The organism is Rhodoferax sp. (genome assembly GCF_018063565.1).
Classification (GTDB): Bacteria; Pseudomonadota; Gammaproteobacteria; order Burkholderiales; family Burkholderiaceae_C; genus Rhodoferax.
Genome location: NZ_JAGPBB010000002.1, coordinates 95,239 through 120,629, shown reverse-complemented (window position 1 = coordinate 120,629; position 25,391 = coordinate 95,239). Strand labels below are relative to the sequence as shown.

Here is a 25,391-nt window from a genome sequence, read left to right as displayed (position 1 = left end):
ACACTGCATCGCCATGCCCTCTCAAGCCGCTTCGCCCTCATCAACCCAGCACACGGCCACCGCCATTAGCCCGACCCATAAGGCCGTCACACCGATAGCCTTTGTACAGGCGATTGTGCTGGCCTATCAGCGCCGTGGGATGGACCCTGCCAAGGCATTGGAATGGGCACAAATTACGCCAGAACTTGTGGCTCAACCGCAGGCCCATATCAGTGCCTGGCAGATGGAGCGCATCTCGGGCGCAGCGATGCAGGAGCTCGACGACGAAGGCTTGGGCTGGTTTCGTCGTCGCCTGCCCTGGGGCAGCTACGGCATGCTGGCACGCGCCTCCATCAGCGCACCCAGCCTGGGTGTGGCGCTTCAGCGCTGGTGCCGCCACCACGCACTGATCACCGACGACATCATGTTGACCCTGCAAACGCAAGGCACCAGTGCCGTCCTGTGCCTGCAGGAGCCACACGACCTGGGCGCCCTGCGCGAGTTTTGTGTGGTGTCAGTGTTGCGAAATTTCCACGGCCTCGCGTGCTGGCTGATTGACTCGCGCATTGACCTGCTCAGTGCCAGGTTCACCTTCGAGGCACCATCGCATCAGTCCGTCTACCAGGTGCTTTTTGGTGCGCCAGCGCAATTTCAGTCTGCATTGACAGCTATTGAATTTGATAGTCGCTACCTGAGCCTGCCGTTGCGGCGCGACGAGACCGCACTGCGCCAGATGTTGCAGCGCGCCCTGCCCTTGACGGTGCTGCAGTACCGTCGCGACCGCTTGCTGGTGCAACGGGTGCGCCAGGCGCTGCATCAGTACCCAGAAGCCACACACAGCGCCGATGGGCTGGCAACCCTGCTCGCCATGTCGGCACGCACACTGCACCGCCAGTTGCGTGAAGAAGGCGCTTCGTTGCAGGCGCTGAAAGACGAAGTGCGCCAGGCACGCGCACAGGATTTGCTGCTGCGCAGTCAACGACCTCTCAAGCAGGTGGCGCGGAGTGCCGGATTCCAGAACGAAAAGAGCTTCATCCGTGCCTTCAAAAGCTGGACCGGCCAGTCACCCGCCGACTTCAGGCGCCAGGCGAGCCGAGCCTGAAATGCCCGCGCGGATTTACGCCGCGGCAGACAAAAGTGCTGGCAGCGCACCCATGTGTTCAAACAGGCAGTGGGCACCCGCCTGGCGCAACGCCGAAGCGTTGGCAATATCCGGGCAATAGGCCCAGACCGTCGCCCCGGCGGCAACACCTGCGGTCACACCGGCGAGCGAATCCTCCACCACCAGGCAGGCTTCTGGCGGCACAGCCAGATGCTGCGCTGCGGCCAGATACACATCGGGTGCGGGTTTGGAGCGTGCCATCTCATGCCCGCTGAACACCCGTCCGTCAAAAAACGGCAGCAAACCCACTTTGCGCAACTGCATTTCCACCTTGAACCGATCGGCCCCGGAGGCACAGGCGATCTGCCCGTGGACGGCCTGATGCGCCGCCTGCACAGCGGACAAGGCACCGGCCATGATCTGCAGTCCGGCCTCCAGAGCCGCATTGCGGCGCTGGTAAAAGCGCGCCATCCAGGCGTCGGTCAGCGGTTGACCGGTGTGCTGCTCGATGGCGGCGCGCTCTTCGCGCACCGTCTTGCCAACAAAGCGGCGCATACATTCGTCCAATGGCATGTCCCAGCCGGATTCGGCCAACAGATCGCGCAGGACACCGTTGGTCAAGGGTTCGCTGTCGACCAGTACGCCGTCACAGTCAAACAGAATTGCTTTTATTTGCATAGCCAGGACTCAAACATGAATAAGCGCTAGAGGCATTATTTCTTCATTTTTCGGCCAATGAAAGCAGCAAGGCCTGAAACTGTGCCGACTGCCACAACACCTTGCGCCCGGCAGCCACCAACTGGTCGACCTCTCCCGGTGCAATCGAAAATGCGGTGGGGATCTGCAGCAGCGTGCGCCGCTGCGCCAACTCCGGCACGTCGCGCAGGTTCACGTTTACCAGGTGAATCTGCGCCTCTGGCGCAAACGGGTCTTTGCCATCCGGCGCCTCGCGACTGAGCTCGCGCCGCCACGCCTGCACGGTGTCACTGAGAAGACCCAGCGTCTCGGCCGTGGCACGCGAACCGGCTCCAAACAACAGAGTGTCCAACACCTGCGCCATACTCGGCACCTGGTCACTGCTGTCGATGAACACACCGGGCTCGCGCTCGGCGTTGACCGCAATGATCACCAGGCGGGAAATCTTGCCAGCGCCAGTAGACCGCACACTGCCGCGCAAGCCGCCATCGGCTTGAGATCGGTCCAGCAGACCGCGCAGGCCCAGGTTGTCCGCCAGTCCGCCGTCCACCAGGTGGATGTAGGGTCGCGCAGCCGCGTCCAGGTAGGAGCGCTGGTATTGGCGCAACATCCGCGCCCTAAAATCATCCGACAAGGGCGCTTTCAGGTCGACCGCCTGGGGGCAATCCGCATTGTGGTTTTTCAGAGTCAGCGGGCTCAAAGCGATGGGCACAGCTGACGACGCAGCCACCGCAAATGACAGCGGCACACTGTCCAGATCCGAACAGATCAGCGAAAACTGGCGCCAGGTGAACTCAAAACTGGCCCCCAACGACAAGTCGGTGGCGGTCACCAGCAAGCGCGGTCGGCCAGCTTGCTCGGTCAGGTCGCCAAAGGTCTTGCCCTGAAACAGGCCATCAAGGCGGCGCTCCAGCAAATTGGAGCGCCCAAACCAGGGCGAGCTCAGGTCGTACAGGTTGCCTGGGCGGAAAGCGTGGCTGATCAAACCATCCTGAAAATTCTGCCGCAAAAACCCGTGCTCAAAGCCCGGAAAGGTCTGCGCCCCAAACGCCGCGTAGTACGCTGCCGTGATGCTGCCGCCCGATACACCACTGATGACATCGAGTTCGTCAAGCAGGCTGACGTTGCGGCCCTGCCACTGCACCCGGGTTTGACGCAGCGCATCGAGCACCCCATAGCCAAACGCTGCAGCCCGAGCACCGCCACCCGAAAGACTGACAAACATCAGCATCGAGCGCTCGTCGCCAGTGGCGTCCGGCAGCACCGGTTTTCGTGCCGCCATGGCATTGAGAGGCTGGTTTTGCCAGGGCCGCACGCTCGAGCAGGCACCGAGCAACAGCAGCATGAGCAGCGTCACTGCACGACAAAAGTCACCAAACCGCGAATCAGCGTGAGTCCACACGGGGTCTTACTTGCGCCAGAATTGGGGGACAAACAATACCATCACCGCCAGCAACTCGAGGCGGCCCATCAACATGCCGATGGTGCAAATCCAGGTTTGAAAGTCGGACAGCGAGGCAAAGCTGCCCTGTGGGCCAACGCTGCCCATGGCCAGACCGATGTTGTTGACGCTTGCCACCACGGCCGATATGGCGCTGACGACATCCATGCCGCTGATCAACAACAACATGGTCAACCCGATATGTGTCGCCAGATAAATCAGCATGAATGCGACCACCGAGGCCATCACCTTGGGCCCGATCACGGCACCACCGAGCCTGACCGGGTTGACGGCTCGCGGATGGACCGCCATCACCAGCTCGCGGCGCGCCTGCTTGAACAGCAAGATCATGCGCACCATCTTCAGGCCACCACCGGTGGAGCCCGCGCAGGTGGCAAAACTGCCCAACGCCAACATCCACACCGGCGCAAAAATCGGCCAGACAGAATAGTCCTGTGTGGCATAACCCGTGGTGGTTGCAAATGACACGACATGAAAGGCCGCATGTCGGAGGCTGTCCCACGGATCGGTGTGAGTCTGGTGATACATCAGCACCCCGGTCACCATGGCCACCGAGGCGATCAACACGCCGACATAGCCGCGCACCTCAGCGTCAACCAACAGTGAACGCAGCGACTTGGCGCGCCACACGATGAAATAGCGGGCAAAGCTCACGCCAGAGAGCGTCATGAACACCATCGCAACGCCCTCTATCGCCGGTGAATTGAAAAACCCGAAACTCGCGTCGTGCGACGACAGCCCCCCTAAGCCCATGGTGGAACACATGTGCATGAAGGCATCGGGCCAGTTCATGCCGGCCCAGTGGTAGGCCAACATGCAGGCACCCGAAAACACAAAATAAATGCTCCACAGGCCACGCGCTGTCTCGGCAATACGGGGGGTGAGCCGGTCGTCCTTGATCGGGCCTGCCGCCTCGGCCTTGTACAGCTGCACGCTGCCCAAGCCCAACAATGGCAGCACCGCCACGACCAACAGCATGATGCCCAGACCACCAAACAGTTGCAGCACGCAGCGCCACACGTTGACCGACACGGGCAACTGGTCCAAACCTGACAAGACCGTGAAACCGGTGGTGGTGAAGCCGCTCATGGTCTCAAAGTAGGCGTCGGTAAAACTCAGGCCATCAATCGCCAACAAAAGAGGAATCGCAGAAAACGCCGGTAACACCGACCACACCAGATTGACCAGCAAGAAGCCGTCACGGGGCAACAACTCGCGGCGGTAATCCATGGTGATATGCCACAGCAAGAAACCCAGCCCACCGGTGATCGCCATGGACATCCACCACACGTTGCGCACCTCCGGGGGGTCGAGCGCCCAGCCCCACGCCAGGGGTATCAGAAACATGAAGGCATAGCCCACCAGGACACGCGCCAGCACATTCAGAACAGGTGCAAAAAAAGCCATGGTGGGTCAGAAGAAAGTGGCGCTGACCAGAAACAGCTTTTCCACCGCGCGCAACATGCGCTTGTCGGGAATAAAGATGATCACATGATCATCAGTCTTGATCATCAGGTCGTGGTAGGGCATCAGCAACTCGCAGATGCCGTTCGTGTCCCGTACCACCCCGCCAATGCGTGCACCCTTGGGCAATTCAATCTGTTCAATGCGCCGCCCCACCAGCCGGGAGGTGCGTGCATCCCCACGGGCCACCCCCTCGATCGCCTCAGCCGCACCCCGGCGCAGGCTGTGCACGGCCGCCACATCACCCCGGCGTACATGGGTCAACAGCTCACCAATGATGGTCTGGGAGGGCGACAACGCAATGTCAATGGTGCTGCCCTGCATCATCTCGGCGTAAATGCGCCGGTTAATCAGCGCGATCACCCGGCGCACACCCAGCCGTTTGGCCAGCATGCTGGACAGAATGTTGTCCTCATCATCCCCCGTGAGGGCGATGAACAGGTCCATGTCGCCCACGTTCTCCTCGGTCAGCAGGTCTTCATCGGTGGCGTCACCTTCAAGTACCAGCACCTCGCTGGGCAAGTCGCTGGCCAGGTATTCGCAACGCTTGCGGTTCTGGTCGATGATCTTCACCTGGCATTGCCCGGCCAGGCTGCGCGCCAGCCGCAAGCCCACTTTGCCCCCACCCGCAATCATGACGCGTCGCACCGGTTGGTCAAAGTTGTGAATGGCCCCCAAGACGTGGCGAATCTTGTCCTTGTCGGCCAGCACAAACACCTCATCACCAGGCAATACGCGGGTGCCAGGCTCCACATGCAGCTCGGCGTCTTGCCGGTAGATTGCCAGCACCCGCATGGTGGCCACAGGAAACAAGGCCTTGAATTCGCTGATGGTGTGGTTGACCAGCTGACCCTCGGCCGAGGCACGCACCGCGATCAGGTGGGCCCGCCCCTGCGAAAACTCCAGCACCTGCAGTGCCTCGGGGTAGTCGATCAGCAGATGGATGTAGTGCATGACCGACTCTTCAGGGCAGATCACATGGTCCACCGCAAAACCGTTCTTGCCCAGCAAAGCATCACCTTCGAGAAACTCGGGCGAGCGCACGCGGGCGATGGTGGTGGCAATGTTGAACACGTCATGCGCGACCTTGCATGCGGTGAGATTGGTCTCGTCCAGTGCGGCGCAGGCAATGAACATGTCGGCATCATCAGCACCCGCACGGCGCAACACCGAGGGCTGGATGCCGTTGCCCGCCACCCCGCGCAGATCCAGCTTGTCTTCCAGCAAGCGCAAACGCTCGGGGTCCGGGTCAATGACCGTGATGTCATTCTGCTCGGAGACCAGACTCTCAGCCACACTCTCCCCGACGCGCCCGGCGCCCAAAATCAGAATTCGCATGCCCAGACCTTGTAAAAGTCAAATCATAGCCGGGTCACCACCCGGCTTCAGGCGTTGCACAACCACTCGCCCTCCTGCACGGCGGCACCGGCATGCTCAAGGTCCTGCACCAGTCCATCGAGTGCCTCGGGCCATGGCACCCCCTGGGCCAGCGCACCCAGTAACGACTGCAAATAGGTGGTGCTGCCCGCCCAGGCCAGCAGCTCGCTGCGCGTGAGCCGTTGCGCTTCCAGCAGTTTGAACTTGAGCAGCACCTTGGCGGCATATCGCCGGTGCCGCTGTGGACTGGCCACAAAATCATCGAGCCGCCGCCGCGCCACGCGCAGGGCAGCCGCCACATCGCCGAATGGACGGCCGTGCCCGGGAATCACCATCGCGGGTTGCAGCGCGGCGATCAGGTCCAGTGTGGCCGCCACTTCGTCGAACGCATCGAGACCGTCAAGCTCGGGGAACACCACGCCAAAGCCACGCTCCCACAGCGCATCGGCCGACACCAGCGTCCGACTGGCCGGCTCGAACAGAATCACGGAATGTGGGTCGTGGCCAGGCGCGGCGTGCACCTGCCACTGCCCGTCACCCAAGGGCAATGGCGTACCGGGCCGCAACACGGTGTCAAATTGAAATGCCGGGCAACACTGTCCGGTCGGTCCGAAACCCAGCGCCTCGGGGTTCCAGTTCTGCACGTGATTTGACAGGCCTGGCGGTATCAGCGTCTGCAGGCTCGGGTAGGCCGCTTGCAGGGCCGCGTTGCCGCCACAGTGGTCACTGTGCAGATGGGTATTGATCAGCGTATCAAGGGGCAAAGGCCCCAGCGCCGCCTGCACCAATGCCAGGGTTTGCTGCGCATGGGTGCAATAGCCACTGTCTATCAGGGCAGCCGGGCCAGCGCCCAGGATCAGAATGTTGTTGCTGGAGAGCCATCCGCGCTCCAGCACAGTGACGCCGGCAGGCAGGGTGAACTCAGTCATGTGGGGGCAGTGCAATAAGAGCGTAGTGATGCTGCCCCGGAATATAAAGGACATGGCGGCAAGGTGCTCGCCAGCCTGACCCCAAAAGGCCACAGGGTGTGTCTGTCACACTGCTGCCATGCAACGAAAATCCGACCACAACGCACCACAAGGACCTTATGCAACCGATTCACAAAATTGCTGTCATCGCCGGTGACGGCATTGGCAAAGAAGTCATGCCTGAAGGCCTGCGGGTGTTGCAGGCGGTCAATCGGCGTTTTGACCTGGGTCTGGAGTTCACCCCTTTTGACTGGGCGCATTGCGACTATTACCTGGCGCATGGCCAGATGATGCCTGATGACTGGAAGCAGCAGTTGGCGGGTTTTGATGCGATTTATTTCGGCGCGGTCGGCTGGCCGGCCACGGTGCCAGACCATATTTCACTCTGGGGTTCGCTGCTGAAGTTCCGCCGCGAGTTTGACCAGTACATCAACCTGCGTCCAGTGCGCCTGTTTGAAGGCGTGCCTTGCCCCCTGGCCGGACGCCAACCCGGCGACATAGAGTATTTTGTGGTTCGCGAGAACACCGAAGGTGAATACACCGCGCTGGGCGGCATCATGTACGAGGGCACTGAACGTGAGATGGTGATTCAGGAGTCGGTCTATTCGCGTCATGGCGCTGACCGGTTGCTGAAATACGCGTTTGAGCTGGCCCAAAGCCGGCCGCGCAAACACCTCACCTTGGCCACCAAGTCCAACGGCATTGCCATCGCCATGCCGTGGTGGGACAAGCGTGCTGATGCGGTGAGCCGTGACTACCCCGAAGTGATGCTCGACAAACAGCACATCGACATCTTGTGCGCGCGCTTTGTGCTGCAACCAGGGCGTTTTGACGTAGTAGCCGCCACCAACCTGTTTGGCGACATCCTGTCGGATCTGGGGCCAGCCACCACCGGTACCATTGGGCTGGCCCCTTCGGCCAACCTGAACCCGGAGCGCAAGTTCCCCTCGCTGTTTGAGCCGGTGCACGGCTCGGCACCCGATATTTACGGCAAGAACATTGCCAATCCGGTGGCGATGGTCTGGTCGGGTGCCTTGATGCTTGACTTTCTTGGGCATGGACAGGGCAAGTTCCGGCTGGCCCACGATGTGATGGTGACAGCCATCGAGCAAGTCTTGAAACGCGGCCCCCGAACTCCTGACCTTGGCGGAATCGCGTCGACAAGCGCCATGGGCATGGCTTTGGCCGAATGCATTGACTTTTGACCTGAGAGCTTCGCCGCCGCGCCGGTGGCAGCAAGGATCACGCTGGTCGAACTAAAATTGCGGCCATCTTTCACAGCCTCTGGATACACACCATGACTCGCTGACACGTCAAGCTGGCGTTTTTTTCAATGGCTGCTGTTTGGCCCAAGCGGCCTGGCTACCGCAGCGTCTCGCGGGCCAAAAGACGTCGGTCCAGCACTTTCAGCCAGGCGGCTTGAATGTTGAACCCATTGGCGTCAACCGCTTTATATTGAAGCGTTTCATGCTTCTAAATTTTTAACATCATCTATGAACAAAAAAGTTTTCATCAAAACCTATGGGTGTCAGATGAACGAGTACGACTCCGACAAGATGAGCGACGTGCTGGGTGCCGCTCAAGGGTACGAGCCAACCGACGATGTCGAGCAGGCCGACCTGATTTTGTTCAACACCTGCTCGGTGCGCGAAAAGGCGCAGGAAAAGGTGTTCTCCGACCTGGGTCGCGTCAAACATTTGAAGAAAAAAGGCGCGCTCATCGGGGTTGGTGGTTGTGTGGCCAGCCAGGAGGGTGCGGCCATCATCGAGCGCGCGCCCTATGTCGATCTGGTGTTTGGCCCGCAAACGCTGCACCGCCTGCCACAGATGCTGGCCGAGCGTGCTCGGCTGAACGCGTCACAGGTGGACATCAGCTTTCCTGAAATCGAGAAGTTCGACCACCTGCCGCCAGCCCGTGTCGAAGGCGCCAGTGCCTTTGTGTCGATCATGGAAGGCTGCTCCAAATACTGTAGCTACTGCGTGGTGCCCTACACGCGCGGCGAAGAGATTCACCGCCCGTTTGACGACATTCTGGTTGAGGTGGCGGGTCTGGCGGATCAGGGTGTGAAAGAGATCACACTACTGGGCCAGAACGTGAATGCCTGGCGCGCACCGATGGGCAGCACGGCCGAGGTGGCCGACTTTGCCACCCTGCTGGAATATGTGTCGGACATCCCTGGTATCGAGCGCCTGCGCTATGTGACCAGCCACCCCAACGAGTTCACCCCCGCGCTGATTGCCGCCTACAACAGGTTGCCCAAACTGGTGAGCCACCTGCATCTGCCGGTGCAGCACGGCTCAGACCGCATTCTGATGGCCATGAAGCGTGGCTACACCGCTATGGAATACAAGAGCACGGTCCGCAAGCTGCGCGCCATTCGTCCGAACATGGCGATGAGCAGCGACTTCATCGTCGGCTTTCCTGGCGAGACCGATGACGACCACCGCAAGATGATGCAGTTGATCGAGGACGTGGGGTTTGACAACAGCTTCAGCTTTATTTTCAGTCCACGCCCCGGCACGCCAGCCGCGAACCTGCCCGATGACACGCCCCACGACGTCAAACTCAGGCGCCTGCAGGATGTGCAGGCCGCCATCAACGCCAACATGGCGCGCATCAGTGCCAGCCTGGTCGGCACGCGCCAGCGCATTCTGGTCGAAGGGGCTTCCAGGCGTGACAGCAACGAGCTGATGGGCCGAACCGAGTGCAACCGGGTGGTGAACTTTGTCGGTCAGCCGCGGCTGATTGGTCATTTGCTGGAAGTGAACATCACCGAAACGCGCACCTATACGTTGCGCGGCGAAGCATTGAGTCAAACGACCGAATCGACCTAGCGCTCTGTCGGACCGATTCGGCGGCTGCGTTGGCGCTTGGACCTCGGCCATTCGCCCGCAAACCACAGTGCCGGCGAAGGTGGCCGGTCAGGGCGTGCAAACAACTTCGGGCAACGCATTCCCGCCACGTTTCAGGAAGCGGCCCGAGCGTACGGTTGCGCCGCGGTGTTCCGCTGTGTAACTCAAAACCCCGTTAACCCACACCTGTTCGATGCCCGCACTGAATTGCACCGGGTTTTCAAAGCTCGCCAGATCCTGAACCGATTGAGGATCAAACACCACCACATCGGCGTAATAGCCTGCCAGCAACTTTCCCCTTTGATCAAGCTGGAACCGCCGCGCCGACAGCGCCGACATTTTGTGGATCGCCTGCTCCAGTTGCAAAACGCCTTTCTCACGCCAATAGCGGGCCAGTACCCGCGGAAAAGCGCCCCACAGGCGCGGATGCGGTCGGTCGTCATGAGGCAAGCCGTCGGATCCGATCATGGACAAGGGGTGTGTGATGACGCGCTGCACATCATCTTCGCGCATCTGAAAGTAACAGGCACCACCGGGCATGAGGCGCCGACAGGCCTCCTGTTGCGACACACCCCAGTCCGAGGCAATGTTCGCCAGATAACGCCCCACCATTTCAGGATGCGGCTGGCTACCGGTGATCAGGATGTCGATCACACCGTCCACCAGGTCTTCGCGCAACACTGTGGAGCCGGCGGTATAGGGGTACACATCCATGCCGATGTCCTGCTGGCGCGCCAGTTGCTCTATCAGGGGCAGGGTTTCCCGGGTTCGTCCCCAGTTGGCAGGTCCGGCACATTTGTGATGCGACAGCACCAGCGGCAAACCTGCCTGGCGCGCGGTCTGCGCTGCCTCCAGCATGGCGGGCAGAATGCCTGCCAGCTCATCGCGGATATGGGTAGCATAAATGCCACCGGCGCGGGCAGCGGCGCATGCCAGGGCGATCAACTCGGCCGGATCGGCGGCATAGGCCTCGCGATAGAAAACACCCGAGGACAGGCCCAGGGCACCGCCTGCCATGGCATCCTCCAGATCGGCCACCATGGCCGCCAGCTCGTCGCTATGCGCCGGTCGATCCAGCTGCGTCATGTGCCGCATCCGCAGCGTGGTATGCCCCACGAGGACAGCAACATTGACGGCCGGTGAATGGGCCTCAATGGCCTGCATGTAGGCACCAACGCTGCCAAATCGGAACTGCTTGTTTCCCAGCAGCGACAGCGGTGCCATTGGTGAATCGGTCACCATTGGAACCAATGAAATGCCGCAATTCCCAACCACCACCGTGGTCACGCCTTGCGACAGTTTCGGCAGCATGGCAGGCGTATCCAGCACGGCCGCATCGTCATGGGTGTGTACATCAATAAACCCAGGCGCAATGACTTTTCCGGTGCAGTCAATGTCCTCAATCGTCATGCCAGACGCGAGTTGTTCACCGTATGCCATCTGACCAGGCGGCGACAACGCCACGATACGGTCACCCACCAGCAACAGGTCGCCCAAATGCGCCGGATGGTTGTCGCCATCGACGATCAGTCCATTTCTCAACAAAGTTGCGTATGCCATCTCAGTTGCTTCTCGCAGGTTGGACAAGGCTTGTTGCGATTCGCGGCTCACACTCCGCGGCGCTATCGGTAAAGCCGGCATATTCGGCACTGTCAAACCCGTGCTTGTGCAGCAGTTGCTTGAACTGCTGCAAGCCATACGCAACCTGAGGACCGAGCCGTTGCGCCAGTCGAACCATCAGTATCTCGAGCACCAACAGATGGGCCAGGTAGGCCTCGGTACCCACCCGCATCACCGCGTCGGGCGGAACCGAGACCCCCAGCACCAGGTCTGCCATTTCGGCCAGCGGTGTATCGGGCTGGGTCATGGCAACCACGGTGGCTCCTTGCGCACGGGCAAATCTGGCCGCTTCGAGCGTGTACGGCATACGACCCACATGGGAGATGACAAAAGCCACACCGTCGGCCCCCAAGGTGCTGGCCGAGACCAGTTGCTGATGGGCATCAAAGATGGCATTGGCATTGCGCCCCAACCGAAACAGGCGGCTCTGCAGCTCATTGGCCATAAAGGTCGAGGCCGCACCCACCGAATAACAATCGATACGTCTGGCAAGTGCCAGGTGTTCGGCAACTTTGTCAATCATCACCGTGTCGATGCGCCGCCCCAGCTCGCTCAGTGAGGCGACCGCCGCCTGGATGATCTTGCTTGACACCTGCTGGGCACTGTCTTCATCGAGCACGCTGCGATGCAAGTGCGAACCCGACACTGCCAGGTCTTGTGCCAATGCCAGCATGAAATCACGCACCGATCCATACCCAAAGCTGCGGCAGGTACGCACCACCGTGGGCATAGACACCTGCGCCTGCTGTGCCAACTGTTCCACCGTGGCACGCGCGACCTGGTGCGGGTCGGCCAGCATTTGGAGCACCACCTTGCCCTGCGCATTGGGCAGGGCAGGTAGCCGCTCGCGCAACTGCTGCAACAACCCGGGTGACGAGCTGACCATGAGCGTCAAAACCGGGTGGAAACGGCACCCGTCACCGCCCCGTCATCTTCCACCAAGGCCAGCCAGCGCCATTTATCAAAAGTGGTACAGGGATGCGAGATCCCCAGGCTGACCCGGTCGCCGACGGCAGGGTGCGGCCCCGCGGAATCAAAGCGCAGGTAGGCGTGCTGATCGTTGAGCGCGCTGATTTTCCAGTCTGACGGAACCGCCTGGGTCGATCGGGAGCCCCGCACAGCCAGGCGTTGCGGCAGCGGCATCTCAAGGTCGTAGGAAATGTCACGCCGGCCACAGGTGAGTAGCGCCAGTCCTGGCTCAGGCACTGACTGCACCATGGTCCAGACTTCCAGTGCGGGCCGCAGCGAGGCATCGAGCCCCTCACGTTGTTCGACCAGGCGCAGAAATCGCGCATAGTTGCCGTGGTCATGCGTGACGTAGCAGCCGGAGCGCAACACCCCACGCATCGGGCGCTTCAAGTCGTGCCACTGCAACAGCGGAATGACCAGGTCAAACACCGCCGAGCCACCCGCGGTGATCAGAAGTTCATCACCCTGAAACAGGTTTTCGGCGTCACACGCCCGAACGACCTCGATGACCCGACGCACCAGTGCGGAGACCTCACGCGCGTCAAGTGCGCTGTCACATCGTGCCACGCTGCCTTCGTAACACTCAACCCCACTGAGCCGCACCACCGGGGACGCTGCCAGCCGCTTGGCCAGTTCCAGTGCCTGCTCCAGCGTGCGGCAACCGGTGCGCTGACCGGCAATCCCCATTTCGAGCAATACATCAAAAACCGGCGTGGCCGTGCGGCGCGTCACCCAGTCTTCAATCAGCGCGAGCTGGGCCACAGAGTCCACCAGAAACCAGACGCGCAAATCGGCATGTTGCGCCAGCAGGGCGGCCAAGGCGTCCAGATCGACATCGCTGAGCACCTGGTTGGCGATGATGATGCGGCGCACACCAGCCTCAACACCCACCGCGGCCTGGTAAAGCGTGGCAAAGGTCATCCCCCAGGCACCGCCCGCCAACTGCTGTTGAAACAACTGGGGAGACATGGTGGTTTTGCCGTGCGGTGCCAGCGCAACGCCTTGACGGTTGGCATACGCCTGCATCCAGGCGATGTTGTGGACCAGCGCGCTGCGCCGTATCGCCGCCAGAGGAAAAGCCAGGTCGTTGGCCAGCACATTCCAACCTTTGGATGCCAGTTCACTGGCTTTGCAGGGGCTGGCGTTGAGGGGGTAGCTTTTGAAGCTGTGATCCAGAGTGAAATCGGTGGTCATGATGAAGGGCTAAGGTCTTGACGCCAGCAGGCATTCCAGTGGCCGGGACTGACTTCGCGCAAAGGTGTCCCGGTACTTGAACAAAGGTCCAGGGCATGTGGACAACGGGTCCGAAAAACGCATCCGGATGGGGGGTTGGCAGGGCTGGGCAAGTCGCCGTGCAACAAGGGGATCTCGCGCCGCTGCGCCGGGTCAGGAACCGGGGCTGCGGCCAGCAAGGCCCGTGTATAGGGGTGCTGCGGCCTTGCGTACAAGGCACGGGTCGGTGCAATTTCCATCACCCGCCCCAGGTAAAGCACCACGACACGGTCGCACAGGTATTCCACCACATCAAGGTCGTGCGAGATAAACAGCAAGGTCAGTTCAAGTTGCTCCTTGAGTTCCCCAAGCAAATTCACCACCTGCGCCTGAATCGAGACGTCGAGTGCCGACAAAGGCTCATCGGCCACAATGAAACGGGGGGCCACGGCCAACGCCCGTGCGATGCCGATGCGCTGACGCTGGCCGCCCGAGAACTCGTGCGGGAAGCGCTGCGCGTGCTCCGGTCGTAGGCCAACCTGTTCCAGCAAGGCATCAATCCGTGGCCCGCGCTGGGCACCCCGGGCCAGGCCATGGGTGTCCAGGGCCTCTGCCAGCACCTGGCGGATACGCATGCGCGGATTGAGACTGGCGTAGGGGTCCTGAAAAATGATCTGGATCTTGGAGCGCAGCGGGCGGTATTGCCCTTGCGATAGTCGCGCCAGATCCACAGCGGTTTCCTGATTCGCGCCACCCGCCGGACGGTACAGCATCTGACCTGCCGTCGGGTCGAGCAGTCGCGTCAACAAGCGGCCAATGGTGCTTTTGCCGGAGCCGGACTCGCCGACAAGACCCAAAGTTTCGCCCCGGAGAATCGAAAAACTCACGTCGTCCACGGCGCGCACGGGTTGTGGACCGTCACCGAAATACTTGCTCAGGCCCCGTATGTCAACCAGGATGTCTTCAACGCTCATGCAGTGACTCCTGTTTGCTGCCGTCCTGACACTGGAGGCAGCGCACCTGACGCCGGTCGCCCATCGGCTCCAGGATGGGCATTTGCACCTCACAGGCCGCCTGGCGCTGCGGACAACGGGGTGCAAAGGCGCACCCGGGCGGCGGTGCCAGCGGACTGGACACCTGGCCCGGAATGGCCACCAGCTGCGGGCGCCGCCCCAAGGCCGGTCCATCGTTCAACGCTCGGCGTCGCGCCACACCGGGCAGGCACGCCAGCAGACCTCGGGTATAGGAGTGTTGGGGTTGGGCAAAAAGCGCGTGCACCGGGGCGGTCTCGACCACCCGACCGGCATACATCACCGCCACCGCGTCCGCATACTGCGCCACCACCGCCAGGTTGTGGGTCACGAACAGCAGGCTCATGCCAGTTTCTTTCAGCAAGCGCCCCATCAAGGCCAGGATCTGCGCCTGGATCGTGACATCCAGCGCGGTGGTCGGCTCATCGGCAATCAGCAGGGTCGGATGGCAGGCCACCGCCAGGGCAATCATCACGCGCTGGCGCATGCCCCCCGAGAGCTGGTGCGGATACTCCGAAATCCGTCGGGGCGCTGCCGGAATCTCCACCAGGTCCAGCATGCGAAGTGCGTGCGCCCACGCGGTAGCGCGATCCATCTTCAAATGCAGTCGCGCGGACTCGGCAATCTGCTCTCCTATAGTGAGCACCGGATTAAGACTGGTCATTGGCTCCTGAAAAATCATGGCCATCTCATTGCCGCGCAGACGTCGCAGCGCGTCTTCGGGCAAAGCCAGCAGATTGACGCGCTGTCCATCGCGCCGGACAAACCAGGCTTGGCCGTCCACCCGGGCTTGCGAGGTTTTGGCGTGTAGGCCCATCAAGGACAAGCTGGTGACCGACTTGCCCGACCCCGACTCGCCAACCAGTGCCAGCGTCTGGCCCGGCGCAATGCTGAAGGACACATCGGCCACGCTTTGAATGCGTCCTGCATCGGTGGCAAACGAGGTGGACAGTGCGTGCACCGCCAGCCGGGGTTGCTGGATCACATCGGCTTTCATACGGCTTTCTTCAGCTTCGGGTCCAGCAGGTCGCGCACACCATCGCCCAGCATTTGCAAGGACACGGCGGTCAGGATGATGGCAAGGCCAGGGCACAAAATGGTCCAGAAAGCCTTGTCGGAATACTCCAGACTGCCCGCGATCATGGTGCCCCAGGTTGGAATATCGGGCGGGACACCCACGCCCAAAAACGACAACCCGGCCTCAGCCAAAATGGCATAAGCGAAGATAAAAGTCACCTGCACCAGAATCGGTGACATCAGGTTGGGCAGGATGTGTGACCACAAGATGCGCGGGGTGCCCACGCCCAAAGCCCGCGCCGCATCGACAAAGAGCAGTTCCCTCAGCACCAGGGTGGCAGCCCGCACCACCCGTGCCACACGGGGTGTGTAAACAATCACCAGCGCCAGCATCACATTCCAGAGTGACACGCCCAGAATCGACACCAGGGCGATACCCAGCAGGATGTCGGGAAATGACATCATGGCATCGACCAAGCGCATCAAGGGCGCATCCAGACGCCGGAAAAAGCCCGCCATCACACCCATCAGGGTTCCCAGCAGCACCGCACCGGCAGCCGTGACAAACCCGATCAGCAGCGAGTACCGCGCACCATACACAATGCGCAGCAGCACGTCCCGACCGAGCTCATCCGTGCCGGCCGGATGCGCCCAAGATGGCGCAAACAGGCGCTCGCTGACGTTGATCTCGTTCGGATCTGCCGCCGACAGCCAGGGATAAACCGTGGCCACGCTCACCACGAAGGTCAGTAACAGGGCGGCCATCAGCACCACCCTGCGGGCAAACAGGCGACGCAACACCGGTGCGGCCAGGGGAAACCATCGGTCCAGCCCGTTGGTCAGGGGAGCCACGACGGCGCTCATCTGCCCTCCAGCCGGATTCGGGGATCCACCAGCGTGTAAAGCAAATCGATCATCAGGTTGATGAACACATAGATGCCCGCAATCACCAATAACGTGCCCTGAATCACCGGGTAGTCACGTCGCAGCACCGCGCGGACCACCAGATTGCCAACCCCGGGCAAGTTGAAGACTGTTTCAGTCACCACCGTGCCGCCAATCATCAGCGCCACGGTCAGTCCCAGCACGGTGATGATGGGAACCAAGGCATTTCTCAGCACGTGCTTGAACATTACAACCCGCTCCGGCAAGCCCTTGGCGCGGGCGGTCCGCACAAAATCTTCACCCAGAATGTCAAGCATCGAGGCGCGCGTAAAACGAATGATGAGCGCTGAATTCAGCAAGCCCAAAACAGACGCTGGCAGCACCAGGTGATACAGACGCGCACTCAGACCCATGCCCGGGTCGCCATAGCCGGAGGCGGGAAACCAGCCCAAATGCACGGCAAAAAACTGGATCAGGATCAGCCCCATCCAGAAGCTTGGAATGCTGGCACCCAGCATGGCCAAGCCGCTCAAGAGTTGATCAGGCAAACTGCCACGCCAGATGGCGGCCACCATGCCAAAGGGAATGCCGATGGCGGCCGCGATGGTCACCGCAAAAAATGCCAGAAACAAGGTTGGCTCGGCACGCTCGAGCAGCGCCTGGGCCACGGGTCGTTGCAGAAAGATAGACTGTCCCAGGTTGCCCTGCAGCAATTCGCCCATCCACAACGCAAACTGTGTCGGTAGCGGCTTGTCCAGACCATACTGCGTGCGGGCCTTGGCGACATCTTCCACCGTGGCCTGATCGCCCAGCATCAGCGCCATGGGGTCGCCAGAAGCCAGACGGGTCAGAAGGAAGACCAGCACCGCCACAATCATCAACACCACCGCGGCTCCGGCCAGCCGATTCAGCAGAAACCGCATGGTCTAAAGGTGCTTACTTGGTCAGGCCGGTGTTCCAGAAGAATGGCCAGGTGGACGGGGTATAGCCTTCGAGCTTGGCCGACCGAACCGACAAGGCATTGAATTTACCGACCTCGATAAAAGGCACTTCGTCGTAAATGGTTTGCTGCACCTTGCTCCACAGCGGGCCGCGCTTGGCCAGATTGGTTTCCTGATTAAAGGCGGCCAATGTGGCTTTCTTGGCCGGGCTATCCCACCAACCGGGCGCACCATCGCCCAATTGCGGCGGTGACAGCATTGGCTCCGGGAACAGGCCGGAATGGGTAAAGTAAACATCCCACAGCTTGGAGTCGTTGCGTCTTTGCACCAGGGTGGCCCAATCGACGATTTGCAGGTCAGCCTTGAATCCGGCTTTCTTGAGCTGTTCGGCCATGACCAGGGCCATGTTGTAGTGAAACTCGTATTGGCGACTGGCCATGATGCGAATGGGCTGACCGCTGTAGCCCGCTTTGACAGCGAGATCCTTGCCAACGATCGGGTTGCGCTGGTTGTACAGATCTGTTCCGGCAGACGAATAATAGGGCGTGCCCTTGGGGAAAAAGTTGGGCTCGACCACAAAGAACCGGTTGTCGCCAAATCCGCCCGCCAGCATTTCCCCTGGGCCCGAGGCAGCCTGCACCGCACGGCGCATGGGTTGGCTGGCCATCACACCCTCTTTGGTATTGAACACGATGTACGGAAAGCCAAAGTTCTTGGTCACGATAGGCACCACACTGGCGCCAGCCTTCTCGACTCGACCAATGGCTTCAACCGGCAACAGGTCCGCGTAGTGAAACTGCCCGGACAAAGCACCCTCGACCCGGGTATTGGCATTGGGCACCGGAATAAAGCGAAGCTCGTCCAGCACCGCTTCACGACGACCTGCATAGCCACTGGGGGCCTCCTTGCGCGCACTGTAACCATCATGGCGGACCAGCACGGTGTACTGGTCAGGCTTGCGTTCCTTGAACTTGTAGGGGCCTGTGCCAATGAAGTCTTTCAATTGCGGGGCAATGCTTTCCTTGGCCATGATGACCGCCATGCCACTTGGCAATGCCAGTTGTGCCAATAACGGGGCATAGAGCGTCTTCAGGCGAAGCTCGAGACCGTGCGTTCCCTTGGCTGTCAGAGAAGCGACCTCCTTGCCAACCGCTTTGCCCCGGGGTGCCAGCTCCATCCAGCGGTTGAGTGATGCAACCACGTCATCGGCATTGAGCTCACGCCCGTTGTGCAACATCACGCCTTTACGCAAGGTGATGCTGTAGGTCAGCCCATCCTTGGACACCACCGGCAGGCTTTCGGCCAGCATGGGTGCAATGCCCCAATTGGCATCAAAGGTGTACAGCGGCTCGTAGACGTGCTGCATGATGGTGCCAACCAGGTCTGCCGTGCTGGTCATCGGATCCAATCCTTGCGGCTCGCCAACCATCGCCAGATTGGCAGCCCCGCCTCTGGCCGGCGCTGCCACAGCCACACCCGCCAACGCGAAACTCAGCGCACTGGTAGCGGCCATCAGGCCGAGCAGGTGACGTCTGCTCTGAGGGCGAACCGCAGAAGGCGCAGAAAAAGGGAACTCGGGGGTACTTGGTGACTGGCGATGCATCATGACTCCTCAATTAAAAAGTAATAAAATTACAATTATTGATGCTAAGCTTGAGTTTTCCTGTTGTCAACGGTATTTTTCCTTATTCAATGTAAATTTTTTACAACTGGAGTCTTCAATGTCAAATGTTGAAATGTTGGGTCAGGCCCCTTTGGCGTCCGACCGCCTGGCGCGACCGCTGTCGCCCGCCACACGTGCGGGTGATTTTGTATTTGTCTCAGGTCAGGTGCCCACGGACGACCAGGGTCAAGTCATTGTCGGTGGCATCGAAGCGCAGACCCGCCAAGTCTTCGAGCGCATCAAACAGGCGTTGGCATTGGCTGACTGCACCCTGGCCGATGTGGCAAAGGTGAGTGTGTGGCTGGACGATGCGCGCGACTTCGGCAGCTTCAACCGTGTGTACATGGAGTGCTTTGGCGATCACCGCCCCGCGCGCTCCACGGTAGAGTCGCGATTGATGATTGACGCCAAGGTGGAGATGGATGTCACGGCTTACAAGCCTGGCCAGAAACCTGCCTGAGCGGGGCAGCTGAACAAGGGTGCCGCGCCCACGAGGACCCAACCCCGAGCGCACCAAAGATCACTGCTCGAACTGCGGCTGCAACTGCCGGATGCGGCTCAGCACCATGGCCGCGGCGGCGGTGCGGGTTTCGACGCCGAGTTTGACAAACACGCGCTCCAGGTGTTTCTTGACGGTCATCGGGCTACTGCCCACTATGTCGCCAATGTCGCGGTTGATCTTGCCCTTGACCACCCAGTACAGCACCTCTGCCTCGCGCGGGGTAAGTTTGAAGCTCAGAGCGATGCTCTCGATCACGCTGGCGTCGCTCACCTCCTGCATGATGATCAGCCAGTCTCCGCCACCGTCGCTGTCGCCAATCTGCTGATGCAAACGGAAGGTCAGGCGTTGCGAGCCCAGCTCAATGCTCAGGCGCGGCGGCTCGGCCAGCACCTCTTTGGCCTGTACATGACGGCGCAACCAGGCCAGCACCGGAATCGGCGTGGTGGGCGCGTCGGTGCCGTAATAGCGCAGCAACAACTCACGCGCCAACGGTGTCTGCCACATCAGACGGCCATCACTCACCCGCACCGTGATGCTGGCATAACCAAAGGCATCCAGGGCGCTGCGTGCCTGGCGCTTTTCACGCGCACCCTGCAAATGCACTGCCATGCGCGCCAGCACTTCCTTGGGTTTGATCGGCTTGGTCACGTAATCAACCCCGCCACACTCCAGCGCGGCCACCAGGTATTCGGTATCGGTCAACCCGGTCATGAAAACAATCGGGATGTGCGCGGTCTGCGCTGTGGCCTTGAGCCGGCGCGCCACTTCAAAACCGTCCAGACCCGGCATCATGGCGTCCAGCAAAATGATGTCCGGCAACACCTGAGCGGCACGCTGCAATGCCGCCTCGCCGTGCGTGGCCACCAGCACGGTGTACCCTGACTCATCCAGCGCGTCATGCAGCATCGCCAGGTTGTCGGGCACGTCGTCGACGATCAGCACCACATCGCTGTTGGCGCGGTCCAGGGTGCGATCAAGCAGCGGGCGCGGCAGGGTGGTGAGCAAATCAGCTTTCATGGGGCACAGCGGCCAACTTGCCGACCATGGATTCAAACTGGAACTGTTTGGCCAGCGCACGCATGTCGTTGACAAACCCGGCGCAATCAGGATGAAGTCGATCAATCTCATCGAGCTGGTTCAAGATGCCCCGGTAATAGCCCAGTGCCACCAGTTCACGCAGGGCTTCAAGTGGCTGGCGCGGCGGAATGCACACCTCGGCCGCGCCTGCGACCGATTCGCCTCGCGGCGGCTCAGGTGGGGTATCGAGCCACGTCAACGTCAGGCGTCGCTCCAGCCAGTCCAGCAAGTCCGCATGGCGCACCGGTTTGAGGATGAAATCTTCTGAAGGGATACCAACGTCGTTGTCAAGCCCACGGTCAAAGGCGTTGGCCGACACGATGGCGATGCAGGGCGGTGGATGAGGGCTGCCCTGTTGCAGCACACGCAGGCGGCGAATCGTCTCCCAGCCGTCGATACCGGGCATTGCCAGGTCCATCAGGATCGCTGCGGGCTGGTAGCCGGCGGCCAGCAGGTCCAGGCAATCATGGCCACTGGCGGCCAGTCGCAGTTCAAACCCGAGCGGTTGCAACACTTGCACCAGCAGCTCCCGGTCAGCCTCTTCGTTGTCCACCACCAGGATGCGCCGTCGCGGTCCGGCGTAACTCAGGCGTGGGCGGCGCACAAACAGGCGGTTCTGATGTTTGGATGCGGGTGAGTACACGGTTCCGCTGGCCGCCACCCGCACCTCGGGCAAGAACAATTTAACCTTGAACACGGAGCCTTCACCAGGTGCACTGCGTACCGTGAGTTCGCCACCCATCAGGTCGGTGAGCATTTTGGCGATGGTCAAACCCAATCCGGCCCCGGGTGGGCTGCCCGTACTGCCATGACTGCCGCCACGGGTAAAAGGCTCAAAAATCCGCTCATGCTCCTGTGCGGACAGCCCTGGACCGGTGTCTTCGATTTCCAGCCAGGCCATTTCCCGCGCATGGCGCACCCGCAACAGGACATGCCCTTTGCTGGTAAATTTGAGCGCATTTCCCAACAGGTTGATGAGAATCTGGCGCACACGCTTCTCGTCGGCACGTACCACCAGGGGCAGCACCCCCTCAATCTCCAGGTTGAACGCCAGACCCTTGGCTTGTGCCTCAAGTTCAAACAGTCCGGCAATGTCGTGGATCAGTTCGGCAAACTGCATCGGCTTGGGCGTGAGCGTCAGACGACCCGCCTCGATGTGGGCTATATCAAGCGTGCCTTCGATCAGCGACAGCAGGTGTTCACCGCCGCGCTTGATCACGTTCACGGCCTGTTTGCGATGCGGTGGAATGGCGCTGTCTTCACCCATCAGCTGCGCGTAACCCAAAATACTGTTCAGCGGGGTGCGCAGCTCGTGGCTGATGGCGCTGATGTATCGGCTTTTGGCCTGGTTGGCCAGGTCGGCGGCAGCACGGGCCTGCTCGGCCACCTGTTTGGCCTGCTGCAGCGCCTGGTCGGTTTGGCGGTGCAGCTCAATCTCACGAAGCAGCAGACGGGTTTGGCGGTTCGACTCTTCCTGCGCCACCCGTCGGCTTTGGTGCGCCAGTACCACCCACCAGGCCACCAGCCCGGCGATCAGGATCAGCGCCAGGTACAGCTTGATGTAGGCGGTGCGCAGAACATCGCGGGTGATGTCGCGCGAGGCCAGGTGAAACACCGAGTCGGCCAGCGCGCGCGATTCCTGGTGGTACAGCAGACCCAGCACACAGGCCAGGAGCGGCGCGATCACCAGCATCAACAACAAAAACGTGCCCAGGCCCTTGTCCAGATAGGCCCAGGCCGGCCTGGGCAGCAGCCAGCGCAAACTGCTTTGCCATTGGCTCGACAGGCTGGCCTGGGGCTTGCACAGGTCGCCGCAGCGCGCATCGAGTGTGCAGCACAAGGAGCAGATCGCACCCTGATACGCCGGGCAATGCGCCATGTCAGGCGCCTCATAGTCACGTTCACAGATCACACAGCGTTGCACCTGCAGACGTTGGTCACTGGCTACATCGCCCGGTGCCAGCACCGCCGCGCGCGCCAGGTAATACTTGCCGCGCGTCACAAAAGCTATCAATGGTGAAGCAACTAACGCCGTGCCTAAAGCGATCAAGGCCGAAAAGGCTTGTGCCATGGCACCAAACGCACCCAGGTAGGCCGACACCGACAACAGCGAGGCCAGCACCATGGCGCCGACACCCACCGGGTTGATGTCGTACAGGTGGGCCCGCTTGAACTCAATGCCTGGCGGCGAAAGACCCAAAGGCTTGTTGATCACCAGATCCGCCACCACCGCCATCATCCAGGCAATCGCCAGGTTTGAATACAAACCCAGCACATCACCCAGCGCGGCAAACACGTTGAGCTCCATCAAAGCAAAAGCAATCAGCGTGTTGAACACCACCCACACCACCCGCCCCGGGTGGCTGTGTGTCAGCCGCGAGAAGAAATTGCTCCAGGCCAGCGAGCCTGCGTAGGCATTCGTGACATTGATCTTGATCTGCGACAACACCACGAACAGCGCGGTGGCCGCCACCGCCCACCCGTAGTGGGGAAACACATATTCATAGGCAGCCAGGTACATCTGGTTGGGGTCGACTGCACGGTCCAGCGGCACGGCATGGCTGATGGCCAGATACGCCAGCAGTGCGCCACCGAGCATTTTCAAGACGCCGAGCAAAACCCAGCCCGGCCCGCCGATCAACACCCCCAGCCACCATTGCCAGCGGGTGGCCGGCGTGACCGGCGGCATGAACCGCAGGTAGTCCACCTGCTCGCCCATTTGCGTCATCAAAGCGATGCCCACTGTCAACGCCGCACCAAACAGAGGCAGACTGAAGGCATCCGCCCCCTGACGCTCACCAATGTAGTGCGCCACGCCGGAGAACGCACCGGGGTCACGCAGCAGCACATAGACAAATGGCACCACCAGCATCACCAGCCACAGCGGTTGCGTCCACACCTGCAGGCGACTGATGGTCGAGACCCCGTGCGTGACCAGCGGAATCACCACCAGGGCGCAAACCAGGTAACCCCAGCGTGGCTCAATACCCAGCGCCAACTCCAGCGCATAGGCCATCACCGCTGCCTCCAACGCAAAGAATATGAAGGTAAAGGAGGCGTAGATGAGCGAGGTGATGGTCGAGCCGATGTACCCAAACCCGGCACCACGGGTGAGCAAATCCATGTCGACACCATAGCGCGCCGCATAGATGCTGATCGGCAAACCGGCCATGAAGATGATCAACCCGGTGACCAGAATGGCCCACAGGGCATTGGCAAAACCATACTGCACCAACAGAGTCGCGCCCACCGCCTCCAGAATCAGAAAGGACGCGGCGCCGAACGCCGTGTTGGCGACCCGCCACGGCGACCATTTACGAAAGCGCTGGGGGGTGTAGCGCAGCGCGTAGTCTTCCATGGTTTCGCTGGCCACCCAGCCGTTGTAGTCGCGACGCACCAGCGTGATGCGCTGCACCGCTTTGGCGGCAGACGCGGTTTCAGGGGCAACAGTAGCGGTGTTGGAGCTCACATGTAGTATGGGTGCAGTTTTCGTGCCACACGCCCTGACTGAGCGGCACAAGTTTTGCATAATGAAGGTATGAAACTCCTCCTCGTTCTGCTTGTTCGGCCGGCATGGGTGACCGAACAGGCCAATTCATCAAAGCATTGAGTAAAACGAAATGGAACTGGCTCCTCGTGAAAAAGACAAGCTCTTGCTTTTCACCGCTGCGCTGCTGGCCGAGCGCCGCAGGGCGCGTGGCCTCAAGCTCAACTACCCCGAGGCTGTGGCGCTGATCAGTGCCGCCGTGATGGAGGGCGCACGCGACGGCAAAACCGTGGCCGAGTTGATGAGCGCCGGGCGCACCGTGCTGTCCCGCGCCGATGTGATGGACGGCATTGCCGAGATGATTCCGGACATTCAGGTCGAGGCGACCTTCGCTGATGGCACCAAACTGGTGACCGTGCACCAACCGATTGTTTGAGTTTTTTCACCCTACACCGCACTTCCCAACCACAACACTGGAGACCTTGGCATCATGAGCATTCAATTGGCAAAAACATCTCTTTTCATCGCTGCCTGTGCAATATCGACGGCCGCGAGTGCTCATACCGGCCATGCAACTTTGAGCCTGATGGACGGATTGGCCCATCCCTTCGGTGCTGACCACCTGCTGGCAATGCTGGCGGTGGGTGTCTGGTCGGTCAGCGCTCTGCCGTCCGGCAAAGTCTGGCAGGGGCCGGCGGCGTTCATGTTGGCGTTGTTGTTGAGTGCGGTTCTGGGTGCCAGTGGCGTGACTGTGCCCTACCTCGAGCACGCCATTGCCTTGTCGGTCGTGCTGTTTGGCTTGATGCTGGTATTGGCGACCAAGCCCATGCCCACAGCGTTCGGCCTGGGTCTGATCGCGCTGGCGGCGTCGCTGCACGGCCTGGCCCATGGCGCTGAGACGCCAGAGGCCGGCTTTGTGGGTTACGCCGCCGGCTTCTTGCTGGTCACCGGCGTGTTGCACCTGAGCGGTGTGGGCATGGGGTTGAGCCTGCGCTGCTGGCTCGCAGCGCGCAGCGTCAGCGTTCTGGGTGGGCTGGGTGCGGCGCTGGGTATGGCTGGCCTGTACCTGTTCAGCCAAGTCTGACGG

The 25,391-nt window shown here is 61.0% G+C and carries 21 protein-coding genes; 6 read left to right on the top strand and 15 right to left on the bottom strand.

The features are described 5' to 3' along the window. Nucleotides 1–13 precede the first annotated feature (13 nt). Nucleotides 14–1,081, top strand: a complete 1,068-nt coding sequence (locus tag KBF66_RS01185) for an AraC family transcriptional regulator (RefSeq protein WP_296650798.1) — start codon at nucleotides 14–16, stop codon at nucleotides 1,079–1,081. Between the two features lie 15 nt (nucleotides 1,082–1,096). Here the strand turns inward: KBF66_RS01185 and KBF66_RS01180 are convergent, their stop codons facing one another. From KBF66_RS01180 to KBF66_RS01160, 5 genes are read right to left on the bottom strand one after another with little or no spacing between them, the layout of a single operon-like run. After that, nucleotides 1,097–1,759, bottom strand: a complete 663-nt coding sequence (locus tag KBF66_RS01180) for an HAD family phosphatase (protein ID WP_296650795.1) — start codon at nucleotides 1,757–1,759, stop codon at nucleotides 1,097–1,099. A 43-nt stretch (nucleotides 1,760–1,802) separates the two neighbouring features. After that, complete coding sequence (locus tag KBF66_RS01175) at nucleotides 1,803–3,179, bottom strand: patatin-like phospholipase family protein (protein ID WP_296650792.1); 1,377 nt, start codon at nucleotides 3,177–3,179, stop codon at nucleotides 1,803–1,805. A 6-nt stretch (nucleotides 3,180–3,185) separates the two neighbouring features. Further along, entirely contained in the window at nucleotides 3,186–4,646 is a 1,461-nt protein-coding gene (locus KBF66_RS01170; protein WP_296650789.1) for a potassium transporter TrkG, read from the bottom strand. A gap of 6 nt (nucleotides 4,647–4,652) precedes the next feature. Beyond that, entirely contained in the window at nucleotides 4,653–6,041 is a 1,389-nt protein-coding gene (gene trkA, locus KBF66_RS01165) for a Trk system potassium transporter TrkA (RefSeq protein WP_296650786.1), read from the bottom strand. 47 nt (nucleotides 6,042–6,088) lie between these two features. Then, on the bottom strand, nucleotides 6,089–7,009 hold the full coding sequence (locus tag KBF66_RS01160; RefSeq protein WP_296650783.1) for an MBL fold metallo-hydrolase: 921 nt from the start codon (nucleotides 7,007–7,009) through the stop codon (nucleotides 6,089–6,091). Nucleotides 7,010–7,167: 158 nt separating this feature from the next. Here KBF66_RS01160 and KBF66_RS01155 point away from each other — a divergent pair, with 158 nt between their 5' ends. Then, nucleotides 7,168–8,253: a tartrate dehydrogenase gene (locus KBF66_RS01155; RefSeq protein ID WP_296650780.1), complete on the top strand. Its 1,086-nt coding sequence runs from the start codon at nucleotides 7,168–7,170 to the stop codon at nucleotides 8,251–8,253. A gap of 288 nt (nucleotides 8,254–8,541) precedes the next feature. Beyond that, on the top strand, nucleotides 8,542–9,882 hold the full coding sequence (gene miaB, locus KBF66_RS01150) for a tRNA (N6-isopentenyl adenosine(37)-C2)-methylthiotransferase MiaB (RefSeq protein ID WP_296650776.1): 1,341 nt from the start codon (nucleotides 8,542–8,544) through the stop codon (nucleotides 9,880–9,882). An 87-nt stretch (nucleotides 9,883–9,969) separates the two neighbouring features. On the opposite strand, the gene KBF66_RS01145 is transcribed toward miaB, so the two are convergent. From KBF66_RS01145 to KBF66_RS01110, 8 genes are read right to left on the bottom strand one after another with little or no spacing between them, the layout of a single operon-like run. Beyond that, the gene (locus KBF66_RS01145) at nucleotides 9,970–11,460 is read right to left on the bottom strand and encodes a D-aminoacylase (protein ID WP_296650773.1); all 1,491 of its coding nucleotides are present in this window, start codon (nucleotides 11,458–11,460) and stop codon (nucleotides 9,970–9,972) included. A gap of 1 nt (nucleotide 11,461) precedes the next feature. Beyond that, entirely contained in the window at nucleotides 11,462–12,406 is a 945-nt protein-coding gene (locus tag KBF66_RS01140; RefSeq protein ID WP_296650770.1) for a MurR/RpiR family transcriptional regulator, read from the bottom strand. A 5-nt stretch (nucleotides 12,407–12,411) separates the two neighbouring features. Continuing rightward, nucleotides 12,412–13,683: an amino acid deaminase gene (locus KBF66_RS01135; RefSeq protein ID WP_296650744.1), complete on the bottom strand. Its 1,272-nt coding sequence runs from the start codon at nucleotides 13,681–13,683 to the stop codon at nucleotides 12,412–12,414. Beyond that, nucleotides 13,680–14,675 carry an oligopeptide/dipeptide ABC transporter ATP-binding protein gene (locus KBF66_RS01130; protein WP_296650741.1) on the bottom strand — a complete coding sequence of 332 codons (996 nt, stop codon included), beginning with the start codon at nucleotides 14,673–14,675 and terminating at the stop codon, nucleotides 13,680–13,682. Before KBF66_RS01130 ends, KBF66_RS01135 begins: the two co-directional genes overlap by 4 nt. Next, nucleotides 14,665–15,729 (bottom strand): ABC transporter ATP-binding protein, encoded by a 1,065-nt coding sequence (locus KBF66_RS01125; protein ID WP_296650739.1) that lies wholly within the window; start codon nucleotides 15,727–15,729, stop codon nucleotides 14,665–14,667. The genes KBF66_RS01130 and KBF66_RS01125 overlap by 11 nt, the downstream gene beginning before the upstream one ends. Beyond that, a complete protein-coding gene (locus KBF66_RS01120; RefSeq protein WP_296650834.1) occupies nucleotides 15,726–16,562 on the bottom strand; it encodes an ABC transporter permease in 837 nt (278 codons plus the stop codon). Before KBF66_RS01120 ends, KBF66_RS01125 begins: the two co-directional genes overlap by 4 nt. Before the next feature lie 47 nt (nucleotides 16,563–16,609). Further along, nucleotides 16,610–17,557 carry an ABC transporter permease gene (locus KBF66_RS01115; RefSeq protein WP_296650734.1) on the bottom strand — a complete coding sequence of 316 codons (948 nt, stop codon included), beginning with the start codon at nucleotides 17,555–17,557 and terminating at the stop codon, nucleotides 16,610–16,612. Nucleotides 17,558–17,570: 13 nt separating this feature from the next. Beyond that, nucleotides 17,571–19,178 (bottom strand): ABC transporter substrate-binding protein, encoded by a 1,608-nt coding sequence (locus KBF66_RS01110; protein WP_296650729.1) that lies wholly within the window; start codon nucleotides 19,176–19,178, stop codon nucleotides 17,571–17,573. Nucleotides 19,179–19,296: 118 nt separating this feature from the next. Between KBF66_RS01110 and KBF66_RS01105 the strand changes: the two genes are divergently transcribed. After that, the gene (locus tag KBF66_RS01105; RefSeq protein WP_296650725.1) at nucleotides 19,297–19,698 is read left to right on the top strand and encodes a RidA family protein; all 402 of its coding nucleotides are present in this window, start codon (nucleotides 19,297–19,299) and stop codon (nucleotides 19,696–19,698) included. 60 nt (nucleotides 19,699–19,758) lie between these two features. On the opposite strand, the gene KBF66_RS01100 is transcribed toward KBF66_RS01105, so the two are convergent. Then, nucleotides 19,759–20,757, bottom strand: coding sequence for a response regulator (locus KBF66_RS01100; protein WP_296650721.1), 999 nt, complete (start codon nucleotides 20,755–20,757; stop codon nucleotides 19,759–19,761). After that, nucleotides 20,747–24,286 (bottom strand): ATP-binding protein, encoded by a 3,540-nt coding sequence (locus tag KBF66_RS01095; RefSeq protein ID WP_296650718.1) that lies wholly within the window; start codon nucleotides 24,284–24,286, stop codon nucleotides 20,747–20,749. The genes KBF66_RS01100 and KBF66_RS01095 overlap by 11 nt, the downstream gene beginning before the upstream one ends. 151 nt (nucleotides 24,287–24,437) lie before the next feature. On the opposite strand from KBF66_RS01095, the gene KBF66_RS01090 reads away from it, so the two are divergent. Further along, the gene (locus KBF66_RS01090) at nucleotides 24,438–24,740 is read left to right on the top strand and encodes an urease subunit gamma (RefSeq protein WP_296650717.1); all 303 of its coding nucleotides are present in this window, start codon (nucleotides 24,438–24,440) and stop codon (nucleotides 24,738–24,740) included. 54 nt (nucleotides 24,741–24,794) lie between these two features. Further along, the gene (locus tag KBF66_RS01085; protein WP_296650713.1) at nucleotides 24,795–25,388 is read left to right on the top strand and encodes a HupE/UreJ family protein; all 594 of its coding nucleotides are present in this window, start codon (nucleotides 24,795–24,797) and stop codon (nucleotides 25,386–25,388) included. The last annotated feature ends 3 nt before the right edge of the window (nucleotides 25,389–25,391 follow it).